General features: G+C 34.7%; 21 protein-coding genes. 8 read left to right on the top strand and 13 right to left on the bottom strand.

All coding sequences use genetic code 11. From position 1 onward, the window contains the following. The first annotated feature begins 11 nt into the window (after positions 1 to 11). The 3 genes from CJF12_RS15385 to CJF12_RS15375 are packed head-to-tail and all read left to right on the top strand — an operon-like array spanning position 12 to position 1,937. On the top strand, positions 12 to 464 hold the full coding sequence (locus CJF12_RS15385) for a FixH family protein (RefSeq protein WP_034684126.1): 453 nt from the start codon (positions 12 to 14) through the stop codon (positions 462 to 464). After that, positions 455 to 1,183 (top strand): sulfite exporter TauE/SafE family protein, encoded by a 729-nt coding sequence (locus CJF12_RS15380; RefSeq protein WP_034684125.1) that lies wholly within the window; start codon positions 455 to 457, stop codon positions 1,181 to 1,183. Before CJF12_RS15385 ends, CJF12_RS15380 begins: the two co-directional genes overlap by 10 nt. Positions 1,184 to 1,199: 16 nt before the next feature. Further along, complete coding sequence (locus CJF12_RS15375) at positions 1,200 to 1,937, top strand: hypothetical protein (protein WP_034684123.1); 738 nt, start codon at positions 1,200 to 1,202, stop codon at positions 1,935 to 1,937. A gap of 51 nt (positions 1,938 to 1,988) precedes the next feature. Here CJF12_RS15375 and serS read toward each other — a convergent pair whose 3' ends face one another. The 10 genes from serS to CJF12_RS15325 all read right to left on the bottom strand — a co-directional run bounded on the left by serS (position 1,989) and on the right by CJF12_RS15325 (position 13,293). Next, positions 1,989 to 3,257 carry a serine--tRNA ligase gene (gene serS / locus CJF12_RS15370; protein WP_034684120.1) on the bottom strand — a complete coding sequence of 423 codons (1,269 nt, stop codon included), beginning with the start codon at positions 3,255 to 3,257 and terminating at the stop codon, positions 1,989 to 1,991. 72 nt (positions 3,258 to 3,329) lie between these two features. Further along, positions 3,330 to 3,827, bottom strand: a complete 498-nt coding sequence (locus CJF12_RS15365) for a hypothetical protein (protein WP_034684117.1) — start codon at positions 3,825 to 3,827, stop codon at positions 3,330 to 3,332. 48 nt (positions 3,828 to 3,875) lie between these two features. Then, positions 3,876 to 4,634 carry an IS5 family transposase gene (locus tag CJF12_RS15360; protein ID WP_034681491.1) on the bottom strand — a complete coding sequence of 253 codons (759 nt, stop codon included), beginning with the start codon at positions 4,632 to 4,634 and terminating at the stop codon, positions 3,876 to 3,878. A gap of 72 nt (positions 4,635 to 4,706) precedes the next feature. Next, the gene (locus CJF12_RS15355) at positions 4,707 to 5,972 is read right to left on the bottom strand and encodes an MATE family efflux transporter (protein ID WP_034686779.1); all 1,266 of its coding nucleotides are present in this window, start codon (positions 5,970 to 5,972) and stop codon (positions 4,707 to 4,709) included. Between the two features lies 1 nt (position 5,973). After that, positions 5,974 to 7,104: a glycosyltransferase gene (locus CJF12_RS15350; RefSeq protein ID WP_034686781.1), complete on the bottom strand. Its 1,131-nt coding sequence runs from the start codon at positions 7,102 to 7,104 to the stop codon at positions 5,974 to 5,976. Positions 7,105 to 7,234: 130 nt separating this feature from the next. Continuing rightward, positions 7,235 to 7,723, bottom strand: coding sequence for a hypothetical protein (locus CJF12_RS15345; RefSeq protein WP_034686784.1), 489 nt, complete (start codon positions 7,721 to 7,723; stop codon positions 7,235 to 7,237). Between the two features lie 117 nt (positions 7,724 to 7,840). Further along, positions 7,841 to 8,626: a (Fe-S)-binding protein gene (locus CJF12_RS15340; RefSeq protein ID WP_034686787.1), complete on the bottom strand. Its 786-nt coding sequence runs from the start codon at positions 8,624 to 8,626 to the stop codon at positions 7,841 to 7,843. A 91-nt stretch (positions 8,627 to 8,717) separates the two neighbouring features. Continuing rightward, positions 8,718 to 10,049, bottom strand: coding sequence for a 4Fe-4S dicluster domain-containing protein (locus CJF12_RS15335; RefSeq protein WP_034686790.1), 1,332 nt, complete (start codon positions 10,047 to 10,049; stop codon positions 8,718 to 8,720). An 11-nt stretch (positions 10,050 to 10,060) separates the two neighbouring features. Next, on the bottom strand, positions 10,061 to 11,011 hold the full coding sequence (locus CJF12_RS15330; protein ID WP_034686793.1) for an MlaD family protein: 951 nt from the start codon (positions 11,009 to 11,011) through the stop codon (positions 10,061 to 10,063). 128 nt (positions 11,012 to 11,139) lie between these two features. Beyond that, entirely contained in the window at positions 11,140 to 13,293 is a 2,154-nt protein-coding gene (locus CJF12_RS15325) for a SurA N-terminal domain-containing protein (protein WP_034686795.1), read from the bottom strand. Between the two features lie 257 nt (positions 13,294 to 13,550). Here CJF12_RS15325 and lon point away from each other — a divergent pair, with 257 nt between their 5' ends. The 3 genes from lon to CJF12_RS15310 all read left to right on the top strand — a co-directional run bounded on the left by lon (position 13,551) and on the right by CJF12_RS15310 (position 18,033). Continuing rightward, a complete protein-coding gene (gene lon, locus CJF12_RS15320; protein ID WP_034686797.1) occupies positions 13,551 to 15,956 on the top strand; it encodes an endopeptidase La in 2,406 nt (801 codons plus the stop codon). A gap of 89 nt (positions 15,957 to 16,045) precedes the next feature. Further along, positions 16,046 to 17,158, top strand: a complete 1,113-nt coding sequence (locus CJF12_RS15315; RefSeq protein ID WP_034686800.1) for an AI-2E family transporter — start codon at positions 16,046 to 16,048, stop codon at positions 17,156 to 17,158. Between the two features lie 497 nt (positions 17,159 to 17,655). Then, positions 17,656 to 18,033, top strand: coding sequence for a MauE/DoxX family redox-associated membrane protein (locus tag CJF12_RS15310; RefSeq protein ID WP_034686803.1), 378 nt, complete (start codon positions 17,656 to 17,658; stop codon positions 18,031 to 18,033). 158 nt (positions 18,034 to 18,191) lie between these two features. Here CJF12_RS15310 and CJF12_RS15305 read toward each other — a convergent pair whose 3' ends face one another. Then, entirely contained in the window at positions 18,192 to 19,550 is a 1,359-nt protein-coding gene (locus tag CJF12_RS15305; RefSeq protein WP_034686805.1) for an acyl-CoA dehydrogenase family protein, read from the bottom strand. 224 nt (positions 19,551 to 19,774) lie between these two features. Beyond that, positions 19,775 to 19,936: a hypothetical protein gene (locus tag CJF12_RS20265; protein ID WP_228379115.1), complete on the bottom strand. Its 162-nt coding sequence runs from the start codon at positions 19,934 to 19,936 to the stop codon at positions 19,775 to 19,777. A 19-nt stretch (positions 19,937 to 19,955) separates the two neighbouring features. Here CJF12_RS20265 and CJF12_RS15300 point away from each other — a divergent pair, with 19 nt between their 5' ends. Then, positions 19,956 to 20,654, top strand: a complete 699-nt coding sequence (locus CJF12_RS15300) for a DUF4349 domain-containing protein (RefSeq protein ID WP_262483426.1) — start codon at positions 19,956 to 19,958, stop codon at positions 20,652 to 20,654. An 86-nt stretch (positions 20,655 to 20,740) separates the two neighbouring features. On the opposite strand, the gene CJF12_RS15295 is transcribed toward CJF12_RS15300, so the two are convergent. Beyond that, a complete protein-coding gene (locus CJF12_RS15295) occupies positions 20,741 to 22,480 on the bottom strand; it encodes a T9SS type A sorting domain-containing protein (protein WP_034686808.1) in 1,740 nt (579 codons plus the stop codon). A 350-nt stretch (positions 22,481 to 22,830) separates the two neighbouring features. Between CJF12_RS15295 and pgi the strand changes: the two genes are divergently transcribed. Then, positions 22,831 to 24,471 (top strand): glucose-6-phosphate isomerase, encoded by a 1,641-nt coding sequence (gene pgi, locus CJF12_RS15290; RefSeq protein ID WP_034686810.1) that lies wholly within the window; start codon positions 22,831 to 22,833, stop codon positions 24,469 to 24,471. The last annotated feature ends 64 nt before the right edge of the window (positions 24,472 to 24,535 follow it).

Here is a 24,535-nt window from a genome sequence, read left to right as displayed (position 1 = left end):
ATCCGGAAGAAATGAAAAATTTTAGTTGGGGACACGGTGTAGTAATTGCATTAGCTGCATTTATTATCTTTATTTTATCCATGTTATTTCTTTTCCCAAATGGGCAGAAAAACTCAGAAATGGTCACTGATAACTATTATGAAGAGGAACTACAATACCAGGATGTAATTGATGCTAAAAAAAGGGCTGATGACTTACAGGAAAAACCGGTCTACAGCCAGGATACTAATGGAATCAATATAGCTTTTCCAAAAGACTATAATAATTCCAATACTACAGTAAAATTTGTTTTAAACAGAACTGACGATCAGAACTTAGATATTAAAAGAGCTGTACAGCTGGACGAAAATCATTCATTTATAATTCCTGCAAAAGTTTTAAAAATGGGGAATTATACATTAAGATTGATGTGGACTAAAGACAAGCTCAACTATAGAATGGATTATGATGTGATATGGAAATAGCACTTATTTTATCGGCCATTGGACTAGGTTTCGCTTCCGGTTTTCATTGTATCGGAATGTGTGGCCCTATTGCATTGTCGATGGGATTAACAAAAAAACAGGCGACTAATTATTATCTGCAAAATCTTACGTATCAATTTGGAAGAATATTCACGTATTCATTGTTAGGAGGAGTTTTAGGAATTATTGGTCAGGGATTTGAAATGGCAGGATTTCAGAGGTATCTAACCATTGCTGTTGGAATTCTTCTTATCATTATGGCCATTTTTTCTTTTGGAGGAAAAGATTTTGCTTCAAAAATACCTTTCTTTTCTAAGTTTTTATATTCTGTAAAATCAAATCTGGGAAGATTATTACAAAATGCGGATTACCGCTCAAGGTTTACCACAGGTGTTCTTAATGGATTTCTACCATGCGGGATGGTATATATGGCTCTTACAGCAAGCTTGGCAAGCGGAGGAATATGGCAGGGAGCTTTATATATGAGCTTATTCGGATTAGGAACCCTTCCCTTCATGTTTGCAGTAGTTCTTGCCGGAAATCTAATGAATCAGGCTTTTAGGGTAAAGGTTTTAAAAGCGATTCCTGTAATTATGATTATTTTAGGAGGATTGTTTATTGTAAGAGGCCTGGAATTGGGTATTCCCTATCTTTCTCCTAAAGCTGAAGCAATGACGATTTCTAAAGACCACAATCATGATGCGGTAAATTGTCATTAGTATAAAATTAATTTCCATGAAAATAAACTTTTTTTTATTGCTTATAAGCCTTATAACCTTACAATCCTGTAGAATCAATTCTGAAATAGTCTATCATAAAGATGCCGCTTCATCTACTGTAATGGATATTGATGTAAGAAAATTTATAGCAGAAATGAAGGCTATGTCACCCGATTCTTTAAACAAAAAGGAATTTGGGGAAATGGATAAAGTTCCTACTACCTGGACGAGCATATACGAACTGGATAAAAAAGAAGGTAAACTAAAAACGACCAATCCTGATTCTATAAAGATCATGAAGAAAATCTTCATGAAATCTAATAAGGAGAATAATGAATACGCCGGATTTTCTTTAAAACTTGACCATTTCTCCAAATCAGATTATAATGCCTTGGGCAACCTTTCAAAAGGGAATCAACTTCCGGTAGATCAAAATGTATTCAATGATTGGGACGGAAAAGTATTAACCTTAAATACAGACAATTTCAATCTTAAAAATATAGAAGAAGCTCTTCGATCGAAAACAACAAAAGAAGAAAGCCAAAGTGTTGAAGGTTTGGTCATGATGATGTTCAAACAAATTGGAACTACCTTAAAATTTGATGATAAAATAAAATCAGTACAAGGAAAACATGATTGGTTTAAACAGATTGATGATCATACTATACGCATAGAATACGATTTAAAAACGCTCTACGATAAAGATTATAAGTTTAAAAACTCTGATAAGAAAATCGTCGTAGTAACAGAATAATAAAAATCCCCGTCAATATGATGGGGATTCTTTTATTTTATAAGTATTTACTTAATTGATAAGATCAAACTTAGCATACTCAGCTACTTTTTTAGGAAGTTTAATTCCTTCTTCCGTCTGATTATTTTCAAGCAATGCTGCCATAATTCTCGGCAAAGCCATCGCAGATCCATTCAGGGTATGCACCAGCTGAGATTTACCATCTGTTTTATAACGGCATTTCAAACGGTTAGCCTGGAATGTTTCAAAATTGGATACTGAACTTACTTCTAACCATTTTTCCTGTGCAGCACTCCATACTTCAAAATCATATGTCATCGCAGCAGCAAAACCTGTATCTCCTCCACAAAGTCTCAATACTCTGTAAGGAAGTTCAAGGTCTGTAAGAATCTCTTTAATATGTTCTACCATTTCTTCTAAAACAGCATAAGAGTTCTCAGGCTTTTCAACTCTTACGATTTCTACTTTCTCAAATTGATGAAGACGGTTCAATCCTCTCACATGAGCCCCGTAACTTCCCGCTTCTCTTCTGTAACATTGAGAAAAAGCTGTATTTTTAATCGGAAGATCTTTTTCTTCCAGTAAAACATCTCGGTATAAATTCGTTACAGGAACTTCTGCCGTAGGAATTAAATACAAATCATCCGCACCGATATGATACATCTGACCTTCTTTATCCGGCAGCTGACCCGTACCATATCCTGAAGCTTCGTTGACCACATGAGGAGGGTTTACTTCCATGTATCCTGCATCTACATTTTTATCCAGGAAATACTGAACCAAAGCTCTCTGCATTCTTGCTCCTTTTCCTAAATACACAGGAAAACCGGCTCCGGCAATTTTAACTCCTAATTCAAAATCGATAAGGTTATATTTTTTTGCAAGCTCCCAGTGCGGAATAGCTCCTTCTCCAAGACCTTCAACATCATGAGACTGATAAATAATCTCATTATCATCTGCCGTTACTCCGCTCTTCACCTTTTCGTTCAGAATATTAGGTAATTGATATAGAATATCTAATAAAGCTTTTTCTTTCACATCTAATTGTGACTGTAATTCTTTACTCGACTCTTTGTATTGTGCTGTTTTAGATTTTGAGGACTCTGCTTCATCTTTTTTTCCTTCTTTCATTAAAAGCCCAATTTCCTTGGAGATTTTATTGATTTCGGAAAGTTGAGAATCCAATTCAAATTGAATTTTTTTTCTTTCGTCATCGGTAGCAATAGCATCGTCTACCAATTCAAGATTTTTGAACTGTCTTTTTTTCAGACCTTCTAAAACGCGTTCTTTGTTTTCGCGTAAAAAATTGACTTGTAACATTTTTATATAGATGTTAGAAATTAGATGTTGGACATTAGATCATCTATGCCAACAGTTTTGCAAATTTAAAAATTATTTTAGGATCCTAACGACATTTGGGACACCAGGTTGTTTTGTGAACACTGGCTCATTATTATAAAATACCCTTGAAATCTCAAATACAGAAGGTGTCCAATGATATTGTATTCTCAAAACATCACTAATAGTATCAGAAGCCGTTCTAAGATCAACTCTTATACGGGATTCATACGTTCTGTCCTGAGGGCTGATAGAATCCGATGGATTAGCAATTACCCTTCTTGCCCCGTCTACATATTCTATATAGAGTGTAGAATCGGCAGTTGCTCTCAAAGCAAAATTCACAGGAGCAATATCTTGAAGTCCGTTAAAGTCATTCATCACAATTGATGTATAAGCCCCACTCTTTTTCGGGTTAAGCAAATCCACTCCGGCACTGTTTCTCATATATAGATTCAGAGTCTGATCTATTCTTTGTATAGAGTCTTCGTCACTTCTACAACTTAGAAGCGCAAAAAAAACAACCAGAATTCCAAAAATAACATTTCTCATTTCAAACAAAGATAAAACTTATTTTAATTATTTTTCCTTAGAGTCTGTTTAAATTTTATTCAGTAATAATTTTATGGCGGATAATTTGACCATGTTTTCAGAGGATTCCATTAAGAGTTCATAATTTCTGCATAATCTTCTATCGTTATCAAACCAAGCAAATGTACGCTCTATAATCCATCGTTTATGAATTGGCTCAAACCCTTTTACTTTTTTGTCACTCCGCATTACGATCTGAATGATATAATTAAACTTAATTCTTATTTCCTCAATAATCTCTCCTCTATAACCTCCGTCCGCCAGGATTACCTGAAGCGGAATTAGTAAATATCGCAGTGTTTTGATCAGTAACAATGCAGCCTTACTCTCATGAACATTGGCTACACTTACCATTACGGCTAACAAAAAACCATTTTTGTCTACCACAACGTGTCTCTTGATTCCTTTTATTTTTTTACCTCCGTCAAAGCCATTGAGTGAACGGTTATTTCCCCAACGAACACTTTGACTGTCAATAATTCCTAAACTTGCCTGCGCTTTCTGACCCCTGTTTCGTCGTACTTCCTCTCTCAATTTTGATAATAATAAATCGAAAATCTCCAGATTTGACCATTTTGAATAATAGTAATAAACCAATTGCCATTTGGGAAAATCATGAGGTAAAAGTCTCCATTGACAGCCTGTTTTTACTAAATAACTGATAGCATTCCAAATGACAACCAAATCATATTTTCGTTTTCTGTCATCAAAATCTAATGCTTTTTTTATAAATTGCCACTGAGTTTGGGTTAAGTCTGTTGGATACATTGATGTTTTTTTCTTTTGCAACTCTAAAATGACAATTTTTATGCAACTTTTAACCCTTACTATTTTTTATTATTACTTTTTTAAACAGGCTCTTAATAATTTATGAAGCAATAAATTAATTTCAGATCGGGAAATCATAAAATCGCGAATATGAAATTCTGTCAATTCATAAAATTTCCAGAACAATAACCCTGATGACAAGCAGTAGGATATAGAAGTTATCATACAAGCTCCGGAAATTCCCCAACGCGGAATAATAAAAACAGAAGAAACTATAGTGAAAATAAGACCTACCACCGACTTGATATTGAGTATTCTTAATTTATTAATCCCGGCAAAATAATATCCTATAATATTACTCACTGCAATGGCTAAAATACCCGGCGATAAGAATAAGATAATTTTCTTGGTATCATGAAAATCTTTCCCAAAAACCATGACATAAAACCCTGCAGGCAATAATAAAATTCCAATGATAAACAGCAAGGTAATTAAAAAACTGATTTTCAGAGATACTTTAGTTTTTTCAATAGCGTCATTATGATTCGCGCTGTTCACAACATCAGAATACAAGATCACGGAAAGACTTTTACTGACCATCCAGATGGCTTCAGAAAAAGCAACCCCAATAGAAAATATCCCCACACTAGTAATCCCTTTGAAAAATTCTAAAAAGTAAAATGATAATCTATTATTAAGGAATTGGAGGAATGCGCTTACCTGGATTTTCCATCCATAATCGAATAAAGCATTCCTGATGGGTGCTGAAAATGATAGGTTAGAAATTTTACAATAGCGTAAAATCTGAAAGGAGCTAACAATAAACAAAATTAGGTAGCAACTAATTTGGGCAATAAAATAAGCCTCTACTGAAGTAATTCTTATAAGATAAACTACCACCGCAACGAACAATATGTGAACCAACTGCTGTAAGATCGTATACAGGTTAAACATCCTGATATTTTTTTGTCCCACAAACAAATTGATATTTGCTGCAAGAAGAGAAGATAAAACAGATAAGCCAATCAAGTAATAGGGATACTCCAGCGTACGGGTAAAACTAAAAATAATAGGAACGGTAATTCCCACCAAAATAGACCAAACATAAGCATATAATAGTATTTGTTCTGTTTTATATTTTGAGGCAAAATAAGTGATACTACTTCCTACAAAAATGTTACAAAAAAAGCCAATGATTGTTAAGTCTGCAATTACTATTGATATCACTCCTTTTCCCTCACTTCCCCACATATTGGTAGAATAGATGACAAGTCCGAAGTTTAATATCAATATTAAAAAACGGGAAATGAAAGTTTTTACAATAGTATCTTGCTTCATCTTATTGTATAGATTGCTTCACAAAATCAGTAAACATATTCCTGATTCCGTTCCAGGTATATTTTTTTTCATACTCACTTCTTGCATTGTGAGCATGGGTATTATACAACTCAGCATCATCAATATAATCCATAATTTTATTTGCAATGGCTTCCGCATCTTCCGGATCTACCAGAAACCCAAACTTTGATACCTCCACATGTTGACGGGTAGCTTTAAGATCAGTGTAAATGACCGGTTTACCGGAGGCTGCATAATAAAATATTTTAATCGGTAAACAGTGATGATTTTCATAATTCATCTCCCGTAGATCAAAACATAGATCAGCCTCTGCGTATGCTTTTGTAAAAGACTCAAACGAAACGGATTTTTCAATTCTGATATTTTCCCATTGATATTGGGATAACAATTCAGAAAAATACTGTTTATCTTTTTCCTTTCTGGACGAACCTATTATTAAAATATTGATTTTTAAATCTGGTCTTCTTTTCCGTAATACATCAATTGCTTCAAAAAAATTTCCGATCCCTTTTTCCTTCGAAAGCTGTCCCGTATAACATAATGTTATAGAATCAGGTTCCAATTGTTTAATACTTTTATAAATATAAGCATCATCGGGATAATAAGGCAAAATTATCTTTTTTTTGAAAGGGAAGACATAAGCCAGAGGAAACTTCTTGGTATTTTCTCCAAAAATAAAAGAGGAGCTTAGGTATCCAGCATACAGCTGTATCATAAAGAATTTAATCCCATGAGCCCATTTCATCAAAAAAGAGAAATTCTCAACCATCCTTTTGGAAGGATACCATTCCGTAACATCGTATATGATACTTACGTTTTTCTTTCCTTTTATTTTTTTTGCAGCAATAACAGCAAGTGGCTCTGAGCAAATAATACAATCAGGCTGAAATTTATTACCTATATTTTCAAACACTTTAATTTTTTGTGCTGTACTCTGATCTAAAATAGCATACGATTCAATCTCAACATCATCAATAGCACCATTAAACTCTGAACTCAGACTGCAAATCTTAACAACAAATCCATATTTTTTGAGCTCTTTTGCCTGATGATAAAAGATCCTGTCATCATGATATTGGTGTGCAGTCGTTAGAAAAAGTATTCTAGGCATGTGTTTAGGAAATATGGTGTAAGCAAATGCTCAACTAGCTTATTAATTTTACCAGTTTTATGCAAATATACTTTAAAAACAAAAAAGTGGAAAGAATCCACTTTTTTGTTTATTATTATAGTCAATAGATCTATTTAATAGATGCTGCCCAGCTTTTATCAACCGGTAAAAGAAAATGGCTTAAAAAATCAAGATAGGTATTTTTAGAAAAATCAAAAACCTGAATATCTCTTGATAGTTCTCCACTTCTAAGCTTTGTTTTAAAATCGATAAGCTTTAGTGTTTTAACCTCTCCATTTTCTACGAAACTAGCTTTCATTCTGTCAAATAATCCCAATTGATACTCTTCATCAATTTCTCTCATAATTTTCCCTAGAGCGTCAATACTGCAGCCGGATGCCATCTCTTTCTCTTCATCTACGCACACCACAATAAATTGGTTTTTCTCGATTTTAAAAGATGATGAAAGTGGTTTACCATGAGCCGCCCAACCTGCAAGAAAATCATATAACTTCTCAGTAATTACTTTTGCCTCTTTCGTTGTAAAAGGTCTTGAAGCAGGGTATATGATAACTCTGTAGTCGCTGGTTTCTACTATATTGGATTCTTCAATTTTCATTTCCGTACAATTTATTAAAGTATAAAATTAAGAATTATAATTGACTTTATCTTTTTATAAATAATAAAACTCAAGAGTTGTCTTGAGTTTTATTGTTATATTTTTAATCGATTTCATTTATAAATCATCTGCTTCCGCAAGAAGTTCTACGATATCTTTTACAGCAACTTCTTCATTTTTATTAAAGTGTTTTACACCGTCAGTCATCATTGTATTACAGAACGGACAACCTGTTGCAATCACTTTAGGTTCAACTGAAAGAGCTTCTTCCGTTCTTTCGACATTGATATCCTTGTTTCCTTTTTCAGGTTCTTTAAACATCTGAGCACCACCAGCACCACAGCAAAGACCATTAGTCTTGCAACGTTTCATTTCTACAAGCTCGGCGTCCAGTTTTTCCAGAAGCATTCTTGGTGCCTCATACTCATCATTTGCTCTTCCTAAGTAGCAAGGATCGTGAAAAGTAATTTTCTTTCCTTTAAAGGCGCCGCCTTCAATCTTCAGCCTGCCTTCCTCCATCAGTTTTTTTAGAAACTGAGTATGGTGTACCACTTCAAAATGCCCACCTAAACTAGGGTATTCATTTTTAAGGGTATTAAAACAATGAGGACAAGCCGTCACTATCTTTTTAACTTCATAAGCATTAAGAACTTCGATATTCGTTAATGCCATCATTTGAAAAACAAATTCATTTCCGGCACGCTTCGCAGGATCTCCCGTACAGCTTTCTTCTTGTCCTAAAACAGCAAACTCTACCCCTATTTTATTAAGGATCTTGCAAAATGCTTTGGTAATCTTCTTAGCACGGTCATCAAAACTTCCAGCGCATCCAACCCAAAACAATACTTCCGGCGATTTTCCTTCGGCAGCGTATTCTGCCATTGTTTTTATATTGAAATCCATTTTTTCTTTCAATTTGAAAATGTGAGAATTCGGAAATTTGAAAATGAGTTGATTTAATCAATTTTCAAATTTTCAAATTTATTTTAATTATCTAGTTTTCCTTTGCCCAATTTAATCGGTCTGCCTGATTATACTGCCAAGGAGCAGCATTATTTTCCACATTGGTCATCATAAGATTCAACTCTTGTGGTGCAGCAGATTGTTCCATCACCAGGAATCGTCTCATTTCAAAAATAATGGAAAGAGGATCCAGTAATATAGGGCAGGCTTCAGTACAAGCATTACATGTAGTACACGCCCAAAGTTCTTCTTTTGTAATATAGTCGTTAAGTAATTTTTTTCCATCATCAACAAATTTTCCATTTTTGTCGATATTTTTTCCTACTTCTTCCAAACGATCTCTGGTTTTCATCAGGATTAATCTTGGAGAGAGCTTCTTACCTGTAATATTGGCAGGACATACAGAAGTACATCTTCCACATTCTGTACATGAATATGCATTAAGCAACTGAACCTGGTCTAAATCAAATATATCTTCAGCTCCAAATTTAGAAGGAACATCTGCAGTCTCACCTTCTGCCGGGGCAGCGTAAGGATCTGCATTCGGATCCATCATTAATTTTATTTCTTTAGTAACAGAATCCAGATTGTTGAACTTTCCTTTTTTCTCAAGATTAGCAAACCAAGTACTTGGAAACGCCAAAATAATATGCAAATGTTTTGAATAGTAAAGGTAATTCATAAAGAATAAAATCCCCACAAAATGGAACCACCAAGCCGCTTTTTCTGTAAAGAATAAGAAACCGTCACTAAAATTATTGTATATAGGAGCTAAAAATGTAGAACTGATCGGGAAACTTCCATGTTGAGGAAGCAAACCTCTTTGCTGTAGAACCCAGTCAGCCGTATTCATTTTTAGAAAAGCCATCATTAGGGCAAATTCAATAATAAGAATCCAGTTGGCATCATGTTTTGGCCAGCCGAAAAGCTCTTTCATCGTTAATCTTTTAACCCCGTAAAAGTTTCTACGGATAAAGAATATCACAACACCAATAATTACTAACAAGGCTAGTATTTCCAGTGTAGCGGTGAAGAAACTATAAAAGCTGTCTCCCAGAATTGAAGATAAAAAACGATGGGTTCCAAATATCCCGTCCACAATTATCTCAATAAGTTCTATATTAATGATGATAAAACCAACGTAAACGAAAAGGTGTAAAATACCTGCTACGGGACGTTTTACCATTTTACTCTGCCCCATTGCAACACGTGCCATGGTTTCCCAACGCTCTGACTTATGATCATTTCGATTGATTTCTCTACCTAGGCGAATATTTCTGTAAATTTTCGAAAGGCTTTTCGCAAACAATCCAAACCCAGCAACTAATAAAATCAGAAAAATAACATTATCGATGTACTGCATAAGGTGTATTATTAATCTTTATTATTCTTACCAAAAACAGAGAAATTGATGTATCTCTTTGGATTCGCTTTCATATCTTCTATCAATGAATTCAGGTTCGTAGATGCTGAATTCAAGTTGTTGTAAAGCTGTTCATCTTTCATTAGCTTACCAAGACTTCCCTGTCCATTATCAATTCCTCCAATTACCTGATTAAGCTTTCCAACAGTAGCATCTAAGTTGTTAATAGCAGCATTTAATTTTTTGGTATCAATACTTTCAGCAAGGTTACCATATTTATCCAAAGTAACTTTACCACTTTGCATGGTAAGGCTCGCATCATCCAATACTCTTTGAAGTTTCGGATCATTATGCCCCACTAGATTATTAACACTGCCTGCAGTCGTTTGTAAAGCTCCTACCGTTTTATTAAGATTGGATAACAATGCTTTGATTTCAGCTCTATTTTGGCCGTCAACAATTAAATTAGCATTTGTCATTAAAGAGTCTACATGATGTAAAACAGATTGCAGCTGATCTTTTACAGGTCCTACCTGAGAAGAAAGACTTCCCAATGTTCCTAATTTGAAAGCACCTTGCAAGGTATCTCCATCTTTTGCAGAAGCTCCACCGTATACCAGATTTACTCTCATTTCTTTTCCGGACATTAATCCCGGTTCAAAGATTTCAAGGGTAGAATTTTTTGAAAATTCGAATTTATTATCAACTGTAATCTTCACTACAAAATTGATCTTTCCTTCTTTGGTTGTTTGCGGGATAATTTTATCAACCTGCCCCACTTTTAAACCATTGATGGATACTGCTGAAGATTGAGCCAACCCTTCAACATTATCATATTTTGCGTAAAATATATTATCGGTAGTAAAAAGACTTCTGCCTTTCATGAATTGAAATAATAACACAAAGCCTACAACAGCTATAAGTGCAATTACACCAGCTTTTAATTCTTTACTGAACTTCACTTGCTAAATTTTTTCTAATGAGCAAATATAATACATTTTAAATTAATCTTTTTCTTTATTACTCTGCGTTAAATACAAAAAAAAGCGGCATTTTCTATGCCGCTTTTCGTATCTATAAATTTCTTTTTTTATTGTTGCTGATTTCCTAGCTTATTCCAGATCTCAATTCTATAGTCATCGATTTCTGCATTATCTTGTAAGCTTTTCAACCAAGCCTGTCCGAACATTCCTGCACTTCTCTGTGTAACAGATTCAGTAAACTGTTTCAGATCGCCAGGTTGTTTGTTAATAGTTTCATTCTTTTTAATTAAAACATAAACACCTGTTCCCCCTTCAACCGGCTTAGAAAGTTGAGCTTTCTTAACACCGAATGCAGCACCTGCTACTTTAGGCTCCATTGATCCTGCTACTGATGGGTTTAATAAATTCACTTGTGCAGATTGTTTTGTTGTTGCAAATAATTTAGCAACCTGATCCAAACTAGACGCTTTAGCTGCTGCAATTTTATCAGAAATCTGTTTTGCAGCTAATTTATTCTTCACGACTACTTCAATCTGATCTCTTACTGATTCCGGATCTGCAAGACCTTTCTCTTGTTTACCATTCAGATAAACTACAATCTTGTCTCCTGTTCCGTCTACTGTAAAGAATTCGGTATCTCCTTTAGTTCTTTTCTTATCAAATGCCCATGCAAGGATTTCGCCATCTTTTTCCGTACCTAATCCCTGTAACTGACCATCAAATCTTTTTGCAGATTTAGGGTTTGAGAACTGATAGTTTCCTTTTTTAGCAATATTTACGAAATCATTGAAAGATTTCCCTTGTACTTGCTGAATGAACTTTCTTGCTTTCTTATCAACATCAGCTTCTGTAGCATCAGAAGGTTTCACTGCTTTTACAATGTTAGCGACTTTATACCCTAATGATCCAGCTTTTTTATCTTCAATATTGATGATATGGTATCCAAATTGAGTTTCTACAACACCTGTTGCTCCCTTAGGATTATTTGCCAAATATGTTAAAAATTCAGGAACAAAAGGAGTTTCAGGAGTAGTCCATCCTAGACTTCCACCTTGAGCTGCTGAGTTAGGATCACTTGAAAGCTTAAGGAATTCAGTAAATTTAGCAGGGTTTGCCTTTACAATAGCTCCAACAGAATCTGCCAATTTCTTAGCTTCTTCTTTAGATCTTGTAACGCCTTCTCCCGCAGGACTTCCTTTAAATGCAATCAGGATATGTCTTGACAATGTAGAATCTGAAGTCTTTTTACCCAAAAGCTTAGAAACTACATAAAAGTTTTGTTCTTTATAAGGTCCGAAAGTCTGTCCTATTGCTGCAGTAGCAATCTGACCCTGGATTGCCTGTGGCAATTGGTTCGGTTTCAAATACTGATTATTGAACGGCATATCAGAGTTTGCCATTACAAACATAGAGTCATTAGTAGTATTCTGGAAATTTTCTTTTCCTCCACTAGCATCTGTACCTCCTGAGAATAGCTTTGTAATCTCTTTCTGAGCCGCAGCATCATCAACTGCACTCGGCTGAGAAGGAAAATAAGCAATACCAATATTCCTGCTTGGCTCAGCTTTAAACATCGCCGGGTGTTGTTTAATATAATTAGCTAAGTCTTCAGTAGTAACTTTGATATTGTTTTTCTGAAGATAAGAAGTGTAATCTACTTTCACAAAGTCAATATCAGCAAGCTGATCTCTTTGTCTCATTAGCTCTTCAGCTTCTTTCTTACCTGTAGTAATACCTGTAGAAATATTAGCAAATACTTGTCTTGCCATAATTCTGTACTCAACAGATTTTCTGGTTTTCACCCATTGGTTGTAACCTTCCGGACTAGTAGCCTTTAACTCTTCGATTTGTTTTTTTAGCTCCTGAGTTTTAAAATTACCTTTATCATCAAAGAATTGTTTGTTTTGAGCAAACATCTGATCATACTGAATTTGATTCCAGAAATAATCGTCTGTCATTTCAAAACCCATTTTATCAAACTGCTGCTTGATAAGCTTTGATTGTACCAACAACTGCCAAGCCTGCTCTTCAAGACCATTTTTTGGTTGACCTTGCTGCTCTGCCTGCTGTTGTAACACGAAAAGTTGATCATTAAACTCTTCACGGGTAATTTTTTCACCATTTACTTTTCCTAAAACATCAGGATTTTTTCCAAAAACCTTATCAATGCTATCAGGATTAACTAAAAACGCTAAAAGCGCCAGTGCAATTACTCCCATCAAAAGCCAAGGTCTATTCCTAATCTGTCCTAAAATTGCCATTTTATAAATTATAGTTTTTTATCAGGTTGCGAAAATACACATTTTTAAGAAATTACAGAAATCCAAGCCCTTTTTTTAATTTTTAAAATTCAAATTATGTAAAAAAGGAAATTTTGACCATATTTTTTAGCGAAAAACAAATGGCATAAGTATTGTGCCATTTAGCTCAACATAATATGCTAAGTCTTTCTAAGCATATTGTGCATTATCACTTTAACGATTTAAAACGAAAATGACAATTTGTCATTTGATTAACTATGACAGAATTTGAAGATATTAGTTTAGAGGAAATGATCAGCGATGGGTTTGATATTGTGGCTGAAGAGATCAATCTTTCTGATTTTTCGGAAACCAGTGAAAATTCCGAGCAGAAATTATTTCCCATCCTTCCTGTAAGAAATATGGTGATGTTTCCCAATGTGGTCATTCCTATTACTGCCGGAAGAAAGGCATCCATACAACTTCTGGAAGAAGCTCAAAAAAATGGAGATTTTATCGGGATTGTAAGTCAGAAAAACTCAGAACTTGAACAACCTACCGAAAAAGATTTATATCATACCGGAACTTTAGCCAAGATCATCAAAATCATTAAACTTCCAGAAGGTAATATTACTGCAATTACTAAGGGGTTTCACAGATTTAAGGTTAAAAAGTTTATCAAAACGCAACCTTATTTCAAAGCTGAAATTTCTAAATTAAAAGATACCCAACCTAAAAATGAAGAGGAATATGATGCTTTATTAGAAAACATTAAGGATTTAGCTTTAAAAATAATTGAACTGGATCCGAATATCCCTAATGCAGCTAATTTTGCTATCAAAAACATCAATAACAATGATGATTTATTGAATTTCATATGCACCAATGCGAATTTTCCTTCAAATGAAAAGCAAAAGCTGCTTGAAGAGAAAAACCTGATGGCCAGAGCCAATAAGTGCTATGAAATGATGCACGACGATTTCAGAAAACTAGAATTAAGAAATCAGATTCATCAGAAAACATCTAAGGATCTTGACAAACAGCAAAGAGAATATTTCCTGAATCAACAAATCAGAACCATCCAGGAAGAATTAGGTGGTGGATCCGAAGGTGATGTTGAAGACCTCATCAACAAGGCAAAAACAAAAAAATGGAATACCGAAGTTGAGGAACATTTCCAAAAGGAAATTAACAGATTACAAAGACAGAACCCCAACTCACCGGATTATAATGTCCAGAGAAATTATCTTGATTTCTTTACGGACTTACCATGGGAAACCTACACCAAAGATGTCTTTGACATTCAAAAAGCAGAAAAAGTCTTAGACAAAGCTCATTTTGGACTGGAAGACATCAAGAAAAGAATTCTGGAACACATGGCTGTTTTAAAATTAAAAAACAACATGAAATCTCCGATTTTATTATTGGTAGGGCCTCCGGGAGTAGGAAAAACATCTTTAGGAAAATCTGTTGCGGATGCTTTAGGCAGAAAATATGTAAGATTATCTTTAGGAGGTCTGCATGATGAGAGTGAGATTCGCGGGCACAGAAAAACATATATAGGCGCGATGGCTGGAAGAATCCTTCAGTCGATCAAAAAATCAGGCACCTCTAATCCGGTAATTGTATTAGATGAAATTGATAAGGTAGGACAAGGTATCCATGGTGACCCAAGCTCAGCACTTCTTGAGGTTCTTGACCCTGAACAGAATAAATCTTTCTATGACAATTTCCTGGAAATGGGATACGACCTTTCAAAAGTAATGTTTATCGCTACTGCCAATTCACTTTCCACCATACAAACACCACTTCTGGATAGAATGGAAATCATCCAGATTGCCGGCTATACTATGGAGGAAAAAACAGAAATTGCCAAACGTCACCTGATTAAAAAGCAACAGGAAGAAAACGGCCTTGATGCTAAATCTTTTAAACTTGGAAATCCTGAGCTTAAGCATATTATTGAAGCCCATACTTCAGAAAGCGGTGTAAGGACTTTAGAGAAAAGAATTGCATCCATTGCAAGATGGGTAGCACTACAAACCGCTTTGCTTAAAGAATATGATCCTAAGATTTCTCTTGAAAAAATAGATGAAATTCTTGGCGTTCCAAGGCCAAGGAGCTTATCTGAAATTACAGGTGTTCCCGGAGTCGTAACAGGATTAGCCTGGACAAGTGTTGGAGGAGACATCCTATACATTGAAAGTATTTTAAGCAGTGGGAAAGGCGTTCTTACGATGACAGGGAATTTAGGAACTGTCATGAAAGAATCTGCGACTATTGCCCTGGAGTACATCAAAGCTAAGCACGATGAGCTGGGAATCAGTCAGGAAGATATTGAAAAGAAAAATATTCACGTCCATGTCCCTGAAGGTGCAACTCCTAAAGACGGTCCGTCTGCCGGTATTGCGATGCTGACTTCTATGGTTTCTTCATTTAAAAACAAAAAGGTAAAACCTCACTTAGCGATGACAGGAGAAATCACACTGAGAGGGAAAGTTCTTCCTGTCGGTGGAATCAAAGAAAAGCTTCTTGCTGCAACAAGAGCAGGAATTAAAGATGTGATTCTTTGCGAAGCCAATAGAAAAGATGTAGAAGAAATCAAAAAAGATTATTTAAAGAACTTAAAAGTGCATTACGTTAACCGAATGGAAGATGTTATCGATATTGCAATTGAAAAATAAGTGCAATATACTAACACCTAAATAAAATAATATTTAAAAACCCTTTTATTCAAAGGGTTTTACTATTTTTATACTGCAGATTTTGAATTATGAATTTTTTTAAGCTTCCTTTTTTATTAAAACTGACCCTTGTTGTCATCTCTATTATAGGTATCGGATATTTGGTAGAGCTCGGGCAAAGTATTTTAGCCCCCTTTTTTCTGGCATTTTTAATGGCCATGCTATTTTTACCTCTTTCTAATTTTTTAGAAAAAAAATTAAGATTTCCTCGTTCAGTTTCGACCATGATATCCGTGATGTTCATGCTGGTGATATTAGCCGGATTAATATTTTTCTTTGGATCACAATTATCCAGCTTCAGTAAAGACATTCCTCATTTGAAAATGCAACTTGATACGGTATTCAATAATCTTCAAGTCTGGGTATCACACACCTTTAATGTTAAAATTCGCGAACAATTAGGATATATTGATCAAGCTCTTAATAAAATTTTGTCATCATCAGGAGCTATTTTAGGATTTACGTTTGGAATATTTTCTTCTGGATTAGGGTTTTTATTCTTCTTTATTTTGTTTTTTATTTTTATTTTAAATTACAGAAGAATTTTAAATAATTTCATTGTCAATGTTTTTAGTGAAAAACATAAAGCAAGCGTACAGGAGGTCGTTTCTGAAGTCCGCGTCATGACTAAAAAGTACATCATAGGACTTTGCTTACAGGTCATTATCGTTTCTGCCCTTACTTCAATTTTACTTAGTATTTTAGGTGTAAAATACGCCATCCTCTTAGGAGTTCTTACCGGATTACTGAATGTTATTCCTTATATAGGCATGTTTATTTCTCTTTTAATTTCATGTTTTATCGCTTTTGCAACAGGCACACCAACTACCTGTATATATGTTGTACTAGGATATATTGGCATCCATGCTATAGATGGAAACATCGTACTCCCATTTGTTGTAGGATCAAAAGTAAAAATCAATGCTTTATTTTCTTTTATTGGAATCATTGTTGGAGAACATGTCTGGGGAATTTCAGGAATGTTTCTTTGTATTCCTGCCATAGCGATTATTAAAATAATTTTTGAAAGAGTGGATGGGCTGAAACCATGGGGCAAATTACTTGGAGAAGAAGAAAGACCTCATAAAAAGAAAAAAACTTATAAAATTTCCAAAAATATAACATTGAAGGAAATGGACTAAAAAAGTATATAACAGAGATTACCTCTAAAATCAAAGCTGAATTCTTAGACTAAAAAGAAGCGATCTCAAAAATGGGATCGCTTCTTTTTATTTATCCTAGTGCACAAAGAGGTTGCATTCCGTTCGGACAGTTTTGATCACATGGAATGTAGCTTCCATTATCCGGACAGTATCCCATATTAGGATCCGTTCCACCGCCCCCTCCGGGACCACCTCCAAGACATGGATCCCCAGAGGGATCTTACATGGACATCCGATGGGTCCTATATCACATTGTCCAGGACCGCCACCTCCTTGAATTTCTTTTAGATCCTGGCGATTTAATTTTTGAAATTTTTCAGTATAATATTATTTGTTTATTTTAATTTGATAAACAAATACACAAATTCAACCAACAGCAAAGAAAATATTAAATCAAAACAATAATAAATAGTTAATTTTTAAATTATGTAAATTAATTCTAATTTTATTTTAAATTTGATTAAAATTCTTCAATTATGAAAACAATAAAATTTATCATTTGTTTACTTTTCGGACTTATGTTTATTAATGCGGGATTGGATAAATTCTTCCATTACATGCCAATGCCGGAAATTACCGAGGATCAGAAAAAAATCTTTGGTGCTATAATGGAATTGGGATGGCTATTGCCTTTGGTAGCAACTGTAGAAATCATTGGAGGGCTATTATTTATCTTTCCAAAGACCAGAGCACTGGGAGCTATTGTTATTTTACCTGTTATGGTAGGAATTGTATTACATAATGTTTACAGAGCCCCTTCCTCAACCGGCATTTCGATATCCCTGGTTTTATTTGTTATTAATATCTGGATGCTTTTTGATAACGGAAAAAAATACAAAGCTTTAATAAGCTGAAAGCTAAATTCCCGGATAAAAAATGTGTAGTTTTTTTCTATTCAAACACATTATTTATAACCACGAATATACAGGTCTATTTATCCCTGCATTCGTAGCTAAAACTAAAAAAAGAGCCATCTCATTTTGAGACGGCTTCTTTTTTATTTTTATACATTTTATACAAATGCACTGAATCCGGTAATTGACCGTCCAACAATCAGTGAATTGATTTCCTTTGTTCCTTCGTAGGAATAAATAGCTTCTGCATCAGCAACGAATCTTGCAACGTCATATTCCAATAAAATACCGTTTCCGCCCATTACCTCTCTTGCTCGGGACACTACATCTCTGGTTCTTAGTGTACAGAAAACTTTCGCCAATGAAGCATGTTCATCTTTTAAAATACCTTCGTCCTGCATTTCAGACAGCCTGAAGACCATCGTTTGCATTGCTGTAAGGTTCGATAACATTTCCACTAAATGTCCCTGAATCATCTGGAAAGAAGCAATTGGTTTTCCAAACTGTTCTCTTTTCCTTGTATAGTCTAAGGCACTTTCATAGGCACCTCTGGCACAACCTGTCGCCATCCAGGCAACACCAGCTCTGGTCATTCTTAATACTTTAGCTGTATCTTTAAAAGAGTTGGCATTCTGCAATCTGTTCTCTTCAGTCACCAGACAGTCCTTTAAAGTGATTAATCCATTTTGAACTATACGAAGAGCCATTTTTCCTTTAATTTTTTCTACTGAGAAACCAGGATTATCTTTTTCTACAATAAATCCTTTTACATCACCACTATCCACATCTCTGGCCCAGATAATAATCACATCTGCAAATGTTGCATTGCCAATCCATTTTTTTTCACCGTTAAGGATCCAGCCCTCAGGAGTCTTTTTACAAGTGGCAGTCAACCCACCTGCAGCGCCTGAACCAACCTCCGGCTCAGTTAATCCAAAAGCTCCTATTTTTTCAAATTTCTGCATTTGGGGTAGCCATTTTTGTTTCTGCTCTTCCGAACCACAGATATAAATCGATCCCATAGCCAAACCGGACTGAACTCCAAAAAATGTAGCAATGGAAGCATCAATTCTAGCCATTTCCATGGCGATAACTCCTTCCATTAAAAAAGGCATTCCCGGACAGCCATATCCTTCATAGGTTACCCCACAAATACCCAGCTTCTGAAATTTTGGGATTAGCTCAAAAGGAAATTCATCCCGCAGCCAATAATGATTCACCAATGGCTTGACTTCTTTTTCCATGAATGCCCTCACTTTAAGCTGAATTTCCCGTTGTTCAGGTGTCAGGGTGTGATAGATATCATAAAAGTCACCATCAATCGGTGGAAGTTCTTTTTTCTTTTTATTCGGATCGAGCATTTTCATCAATCCACCAAGTTGTTTATCATCCAATTTTGAAAAATTCTGCATCAATTTTGGCAAATCTACTTTTTGAGACATTGCACTGAGCTGATCAAAGTCTATCGATCTGAATAATTCTATTGCGTTTCTGATTTTGGAAAAAGTATTAGACATAGGTATTATTGCGATTTAATTTAATTTGTAAGATACAAAAATCACTCCGAAATTCATTCGAACCCATAGAATACTTTTTACAAATAAATGAATATCAAACAGTTCAATCGTTTTTCTTCTTTACAATTTTTTTACCGCTGATTTTCAAACATTACAAATGATTCCGTCTGAACTTTGAGTCTGAACAAAAAGATTAAAATTAATATTATGAAAACGACTTACATTTAACTATCACTAGTTGCTATTATCTTATCCGGAATTTTTTCTTGTAAAAAAGGAGAAGCCACGACTACTGAGTACGAAACAGCAACAGATTCGGCAGCTGCAATAGCTTCAGACAGCGTTTCTTCTGTAGCAACAATGAGCGTAAAGGATAAACAATTCATTAAGACTGCAGATGTCAAAATGGAAGTTAAGGACGTTTATGAAGCAACAATTTCAATTGAGAAATCCGTTCAAGATCTGGGTGGATTTGTGACACACAGCAATTTACTGAGCAACGTAATTTCAGAAAACACCTACAATACATCCAGTGAAGAGGCTATGCTGGTAAAGAAGTACCAAACTGAAAATACGATGCAGGTACGTGTTCCTACCGCAAAATTAGGTGAGTTTTTAACATTAATCAACGACAAGAAACTCTTTCTTAATTCAAGGTCGATCAACGCTGAAGATATAACTTCTAGTATTAAATATGCTGAGCTCGAAGGCAAAAGAATCAAAAAAACAGGGGAAAACATTTCTCAACTCAAAGTCAACAAGGACAAAGTAAAGATGGATAATGATAATATGTCCGAAGAAAATCTTCAACAACTCGCCAATCTGGATGTCACAGATAATCTTAAATACAGCACAATTGATATTTACATAAGAGAACCTAAGCTTCGCATTGCCGAACTCCCGGTGACCAATACAAAGAATATTGACAATAAATATAAGTTCAATTTTATTTATGATGTTAAGAATGCTTTTGTAGAAGGATTCTATTTGATTCAAAAAATTGTGGTAGGGCTCATAACAATCTGGCCTGTTTTATTAATCGCAGGAATTATTGTTTATCTATTAAGAAAAAAGAAACATTTCAAAAAATCAGAACAAGTGTAATCATATTATCCTAACCTTTTGGGTTATCATCATAATTTATCTTTAAAGCCTCCGTTTTTCCGGAGGCTTATTTTCTGAAGGTATGTTTATTTTTTAATGATAATCTTTTTAGTCATCACAGCGTTTTTATTATCTATTTTAACAAGATAGGTCCCTTCAATCAGCCCTGATAAATCTATCGAAAAACGGTTAGTTAAAAAATTGTATTTTTTTAATTCCTGTCCGCTGGCATTATATACAGTAATAGCGTTTTCTTTTTTATCTGCATCCAATTCAAAATTAAGAATACCGCTTGATGGAATAGGGTAAATCTTTCCAAAACTTATATTTTCATTAGGCTTTACTCCTAAAGTAGCAATATATTCACTCGCTCCCATGTCGATAACCGTATTGGAGATTCTGTTATATCCATAAAAATCCAGTTCTCCAGGTGAAATAGAAGTAGTTGGTTTTCCTTTATTGATACACGGGCTTGTTGCATTCAACTTCACATTGGGTGCGGCAGCTGAAATTGACACCAACTTCGGATTAGCATACAAAGAATTAGCTTCCTGGCTGGTTCCTGATTTATAAGCTGAAAACGAATTATAATCAGTCCCTCTCCAGCTCACTGTTATATCATTAGGATTATTATTCGGAGTAAACCAGCAATTATAATTGAACGTATTATTCGCCTGAGGGCTAATGGTATCAACAGTCATTAATACATTTTCCGAACTGGTATAAAAAATATTGTTTTCAAAAACACAATTTGAGGCTTTAGTCATCGCAATTTCTCCGGTTCCATCATTTGCAGTATTGTTTTGTAAAAATGTATTATTTCTAATGACAGAATTTATCACCTGTCCAGTAGTGGTTGAATCATGTCCACCTATTGCAAGGCCGGCTTGCTCATTTTTATATACTAAATTATTCTTTACAGTAATCTGCTTAACGGTTCCATCACGTTCTGCACCCACTTCAATTCCCCATCCGTTTTGATAGCTTTTATTTCTCTCTATAATAATATTGCTTGCCCCATCCACATAAATGCCAGCAGAAGTAGCATATTTTGAAATATTATTATAGCATTCATTATTAATGACTACCCCATTTCTGGCTTCGTCTAAAGCAGAGGGTGATGCTATACCCTCATGTCCTAATATATCAATTCCTATATTGGTATTATCGTGCACCAAGCAGTTTTTTACTACAAATCCATCAACATTCCCATTGACCGCCAACGCTTCACTATACCCTAAAATATTATCAAATACCTTACAGCTATCTATGGTAAGGTTGGTAATCCCTCCATTTCTGCCATAAACAATTAATCCCTGGGCATTGTTATTAGCTGTGGCTGGAGTATCTTTAATTGCAGTCCAATTGATCTTTCTGATCGTGATATTTTTGAAGGTCAGATCTGTGGATGAATTGTTGCCTGTTGTCTGAACCAATACTCCCTGAGCATCATTTACCGTTTTGTTTTGAATTGTTAAATTTTCAAACTTTAAATAACTTTTGTTGGTAACGGTCAACAAGGTTTTTCCTGCAGTACCTGTACCATCTATAATAACATTATTATTTGAATAATTTTTAAACGTAATATAATTCCCACTCGTTCCACTTACATTGATAACTACGTTCTCATAGTATGTTCCTGCTTTGATATTGACAATACTATTCGGCGTAGCACTATTGGCTGCCTTTTGTATGGTTTTCCAGGGTGTGGTAACACTGCCATTATTCGCATCATTTCCAGATGTTTTATCTACATAATAATTGGTTTGAGAAAAGCCAGTATTATATACAAGGAGCAACAATATGATTAGAATTACTTTTTTCATTTTACTTTTATTATTTAATTGGTGTATATTTTCAATGCAAACATTACATATTTGTATCTTTCTATACAAAATAGATTGTTTTAGCGAACGATATAATGCCTGATTAAAGATACGGTGTTTTATAAATACCTGGGAACCAACTTTTCAAATATTAAGAAAATTTAAAAAACAATATAAGACTCCACAAAAATAAGGGCTTACTTAACGGAGGTAATAGGATATCATCACAATTTTAGATTTTACAGCCTCCTATTTTTCCCGGAGGTTTTATTTTTCCTTAAATTTGTATTTTAATTTCAAGATTCCATAAAAATTATTGTTTTTCAACCTTGAATTTTAACTTTGAATATATGCTATCAAAAATAAATCCTATACACACGAATAGCTGGAAAGCTCTTGACGAACACTTTGCAGAAAATGACTTTGATTTAAGAACACTTTTTCAAGACAATGAAAATCGCTTTGAAGAATTTTCATTAAAAAAAGATAATTTTCTTTTTGATTATTCTAAAAACCTGATTGATGCAAGAACGAAAGAGCTTCTTTTGAATCTTGCTGAGGAATGTCAGTTAAAAGACGCTATCTCCAAAATGTTTTCCGGAGATAAGATCAATGAAACGGAAGGAAGAGCAGTTCTCCATACTGCATTAAGGGATTTTTCCGGTAAGGAAATTTTAGTTGATGGCGAAAACATCAAACCCCAGATCAAAAGAGTACTTGACCATATGAAATCTTTTTCTGAAAAAATTATTTCAGGAACACATAAAGGTTTCAGTGGAAAAGAAATTACAGATGTTGTCAATATCGGAATTGGAGGTTCGGATTTAGGGCCTGTAATGGTTTGTTCAGCTCTAAAGCATTTTAAAACAAGACTGAATGTTCATTTTGTTTCAAACGTAGATGGCAATCATATCGCAGAAGTTGTTAAAAACTTAAATCCTGAAACAACATTATTCATTATTGCTTCCAAGACTTTTACAACTCAGGAAACCATGACGAACGCCAATTCGGCAAAAGACTGGTTTTTGAAAGCTGGAAAACAGGAAGATGTAGCCAAACATTTTGTAGCTTTATCTACTAATATTGAGGAAGTTAAAAAGTTTGGAATTGCAGAAGAAAATATTTTTGAATTCTGGGATTGGGTTGGCGGAAGATATTCCCTTTGGAGTGCTATCGGCTTAAGCATTGTTCTTGCTGTCGGATATGATCATTTTGAACAGTTACTAAAGGGAGCGTTTGATACGGATCAACATTTCCAGACCGCTGATTTTGCAGAAAACATCCCTGTTCTGATGGGTCTTTTAGGAATATGGTACCGTAATTTTTATGCAGCAACCAGCTACGCCATACTACCTTATTCTCAGTATCTTGACAGATTTGCTGCTTACTTACAGCAAGGTGATATGGAAAGCAACGGAAAATGCGTTGACCGAAATGGGGAATTTGTAGAATATGAGACAGGGCCAATTATCTGGGGCGAACCGGGAACTAACGGGCAGCATGCATTTTATCAGTTGATTCACCAGGGTACAGAATTAATCCCTGCAGATTTCATTGCTTATGCCAAAAGCAGTAACCAGGTTTCTGATCATCAGGATAAATTATTGGCTAACTTTTTTGCACAGACAGAAGCTCTTGCCTTTGGAAAAAATGAAGAGGAAGTAGAGGCAGAATTAAGGAGTTCAGGAAAATCCGACGAAGAGATTGACAGATTGTTGAATTTCAAGGTCTTCCACGGAAACACACCTACTAACTCAATATTATTCAAAGAATTAACTCCTTTTTCTTTAGGCCAGTTAATTGCAATGTATGAACATAAAATTTTTGTACAGGGAGTAATCTGGAACATATTCAGCTTCGATCAGTTTGGAGTAGAGCTTGGAAAGGTTTTAGCCAACAAGATCTTGCCTGAGCTAGAGAATAATGAAAAAATAAGCTCTCACGACAGCTCTACAAACGGATTAATCAATTATTACAAAGGGAATAAATAATTCCCTGTTGATATTCCTTCATTGAGCGCCAGGAAACAGAAAAAATCTAATAAAAATAAAAAGT

This window comes from Chryseobacterium piperi (assembly GCF_002285635.2).
Classification (GTDB): domain Bacteria; phylum Bacteroidota; class Bacteroidia; order Flavobacteriales; family Weeksellaceae; genus Chryseobacterium; species Chryseobacterium piperi.
The sequence above is the reverse complement of the archived record's forward strand: the minus strand, read 5'-3'. Positions and strand labels throughout refer to the sequence as shown.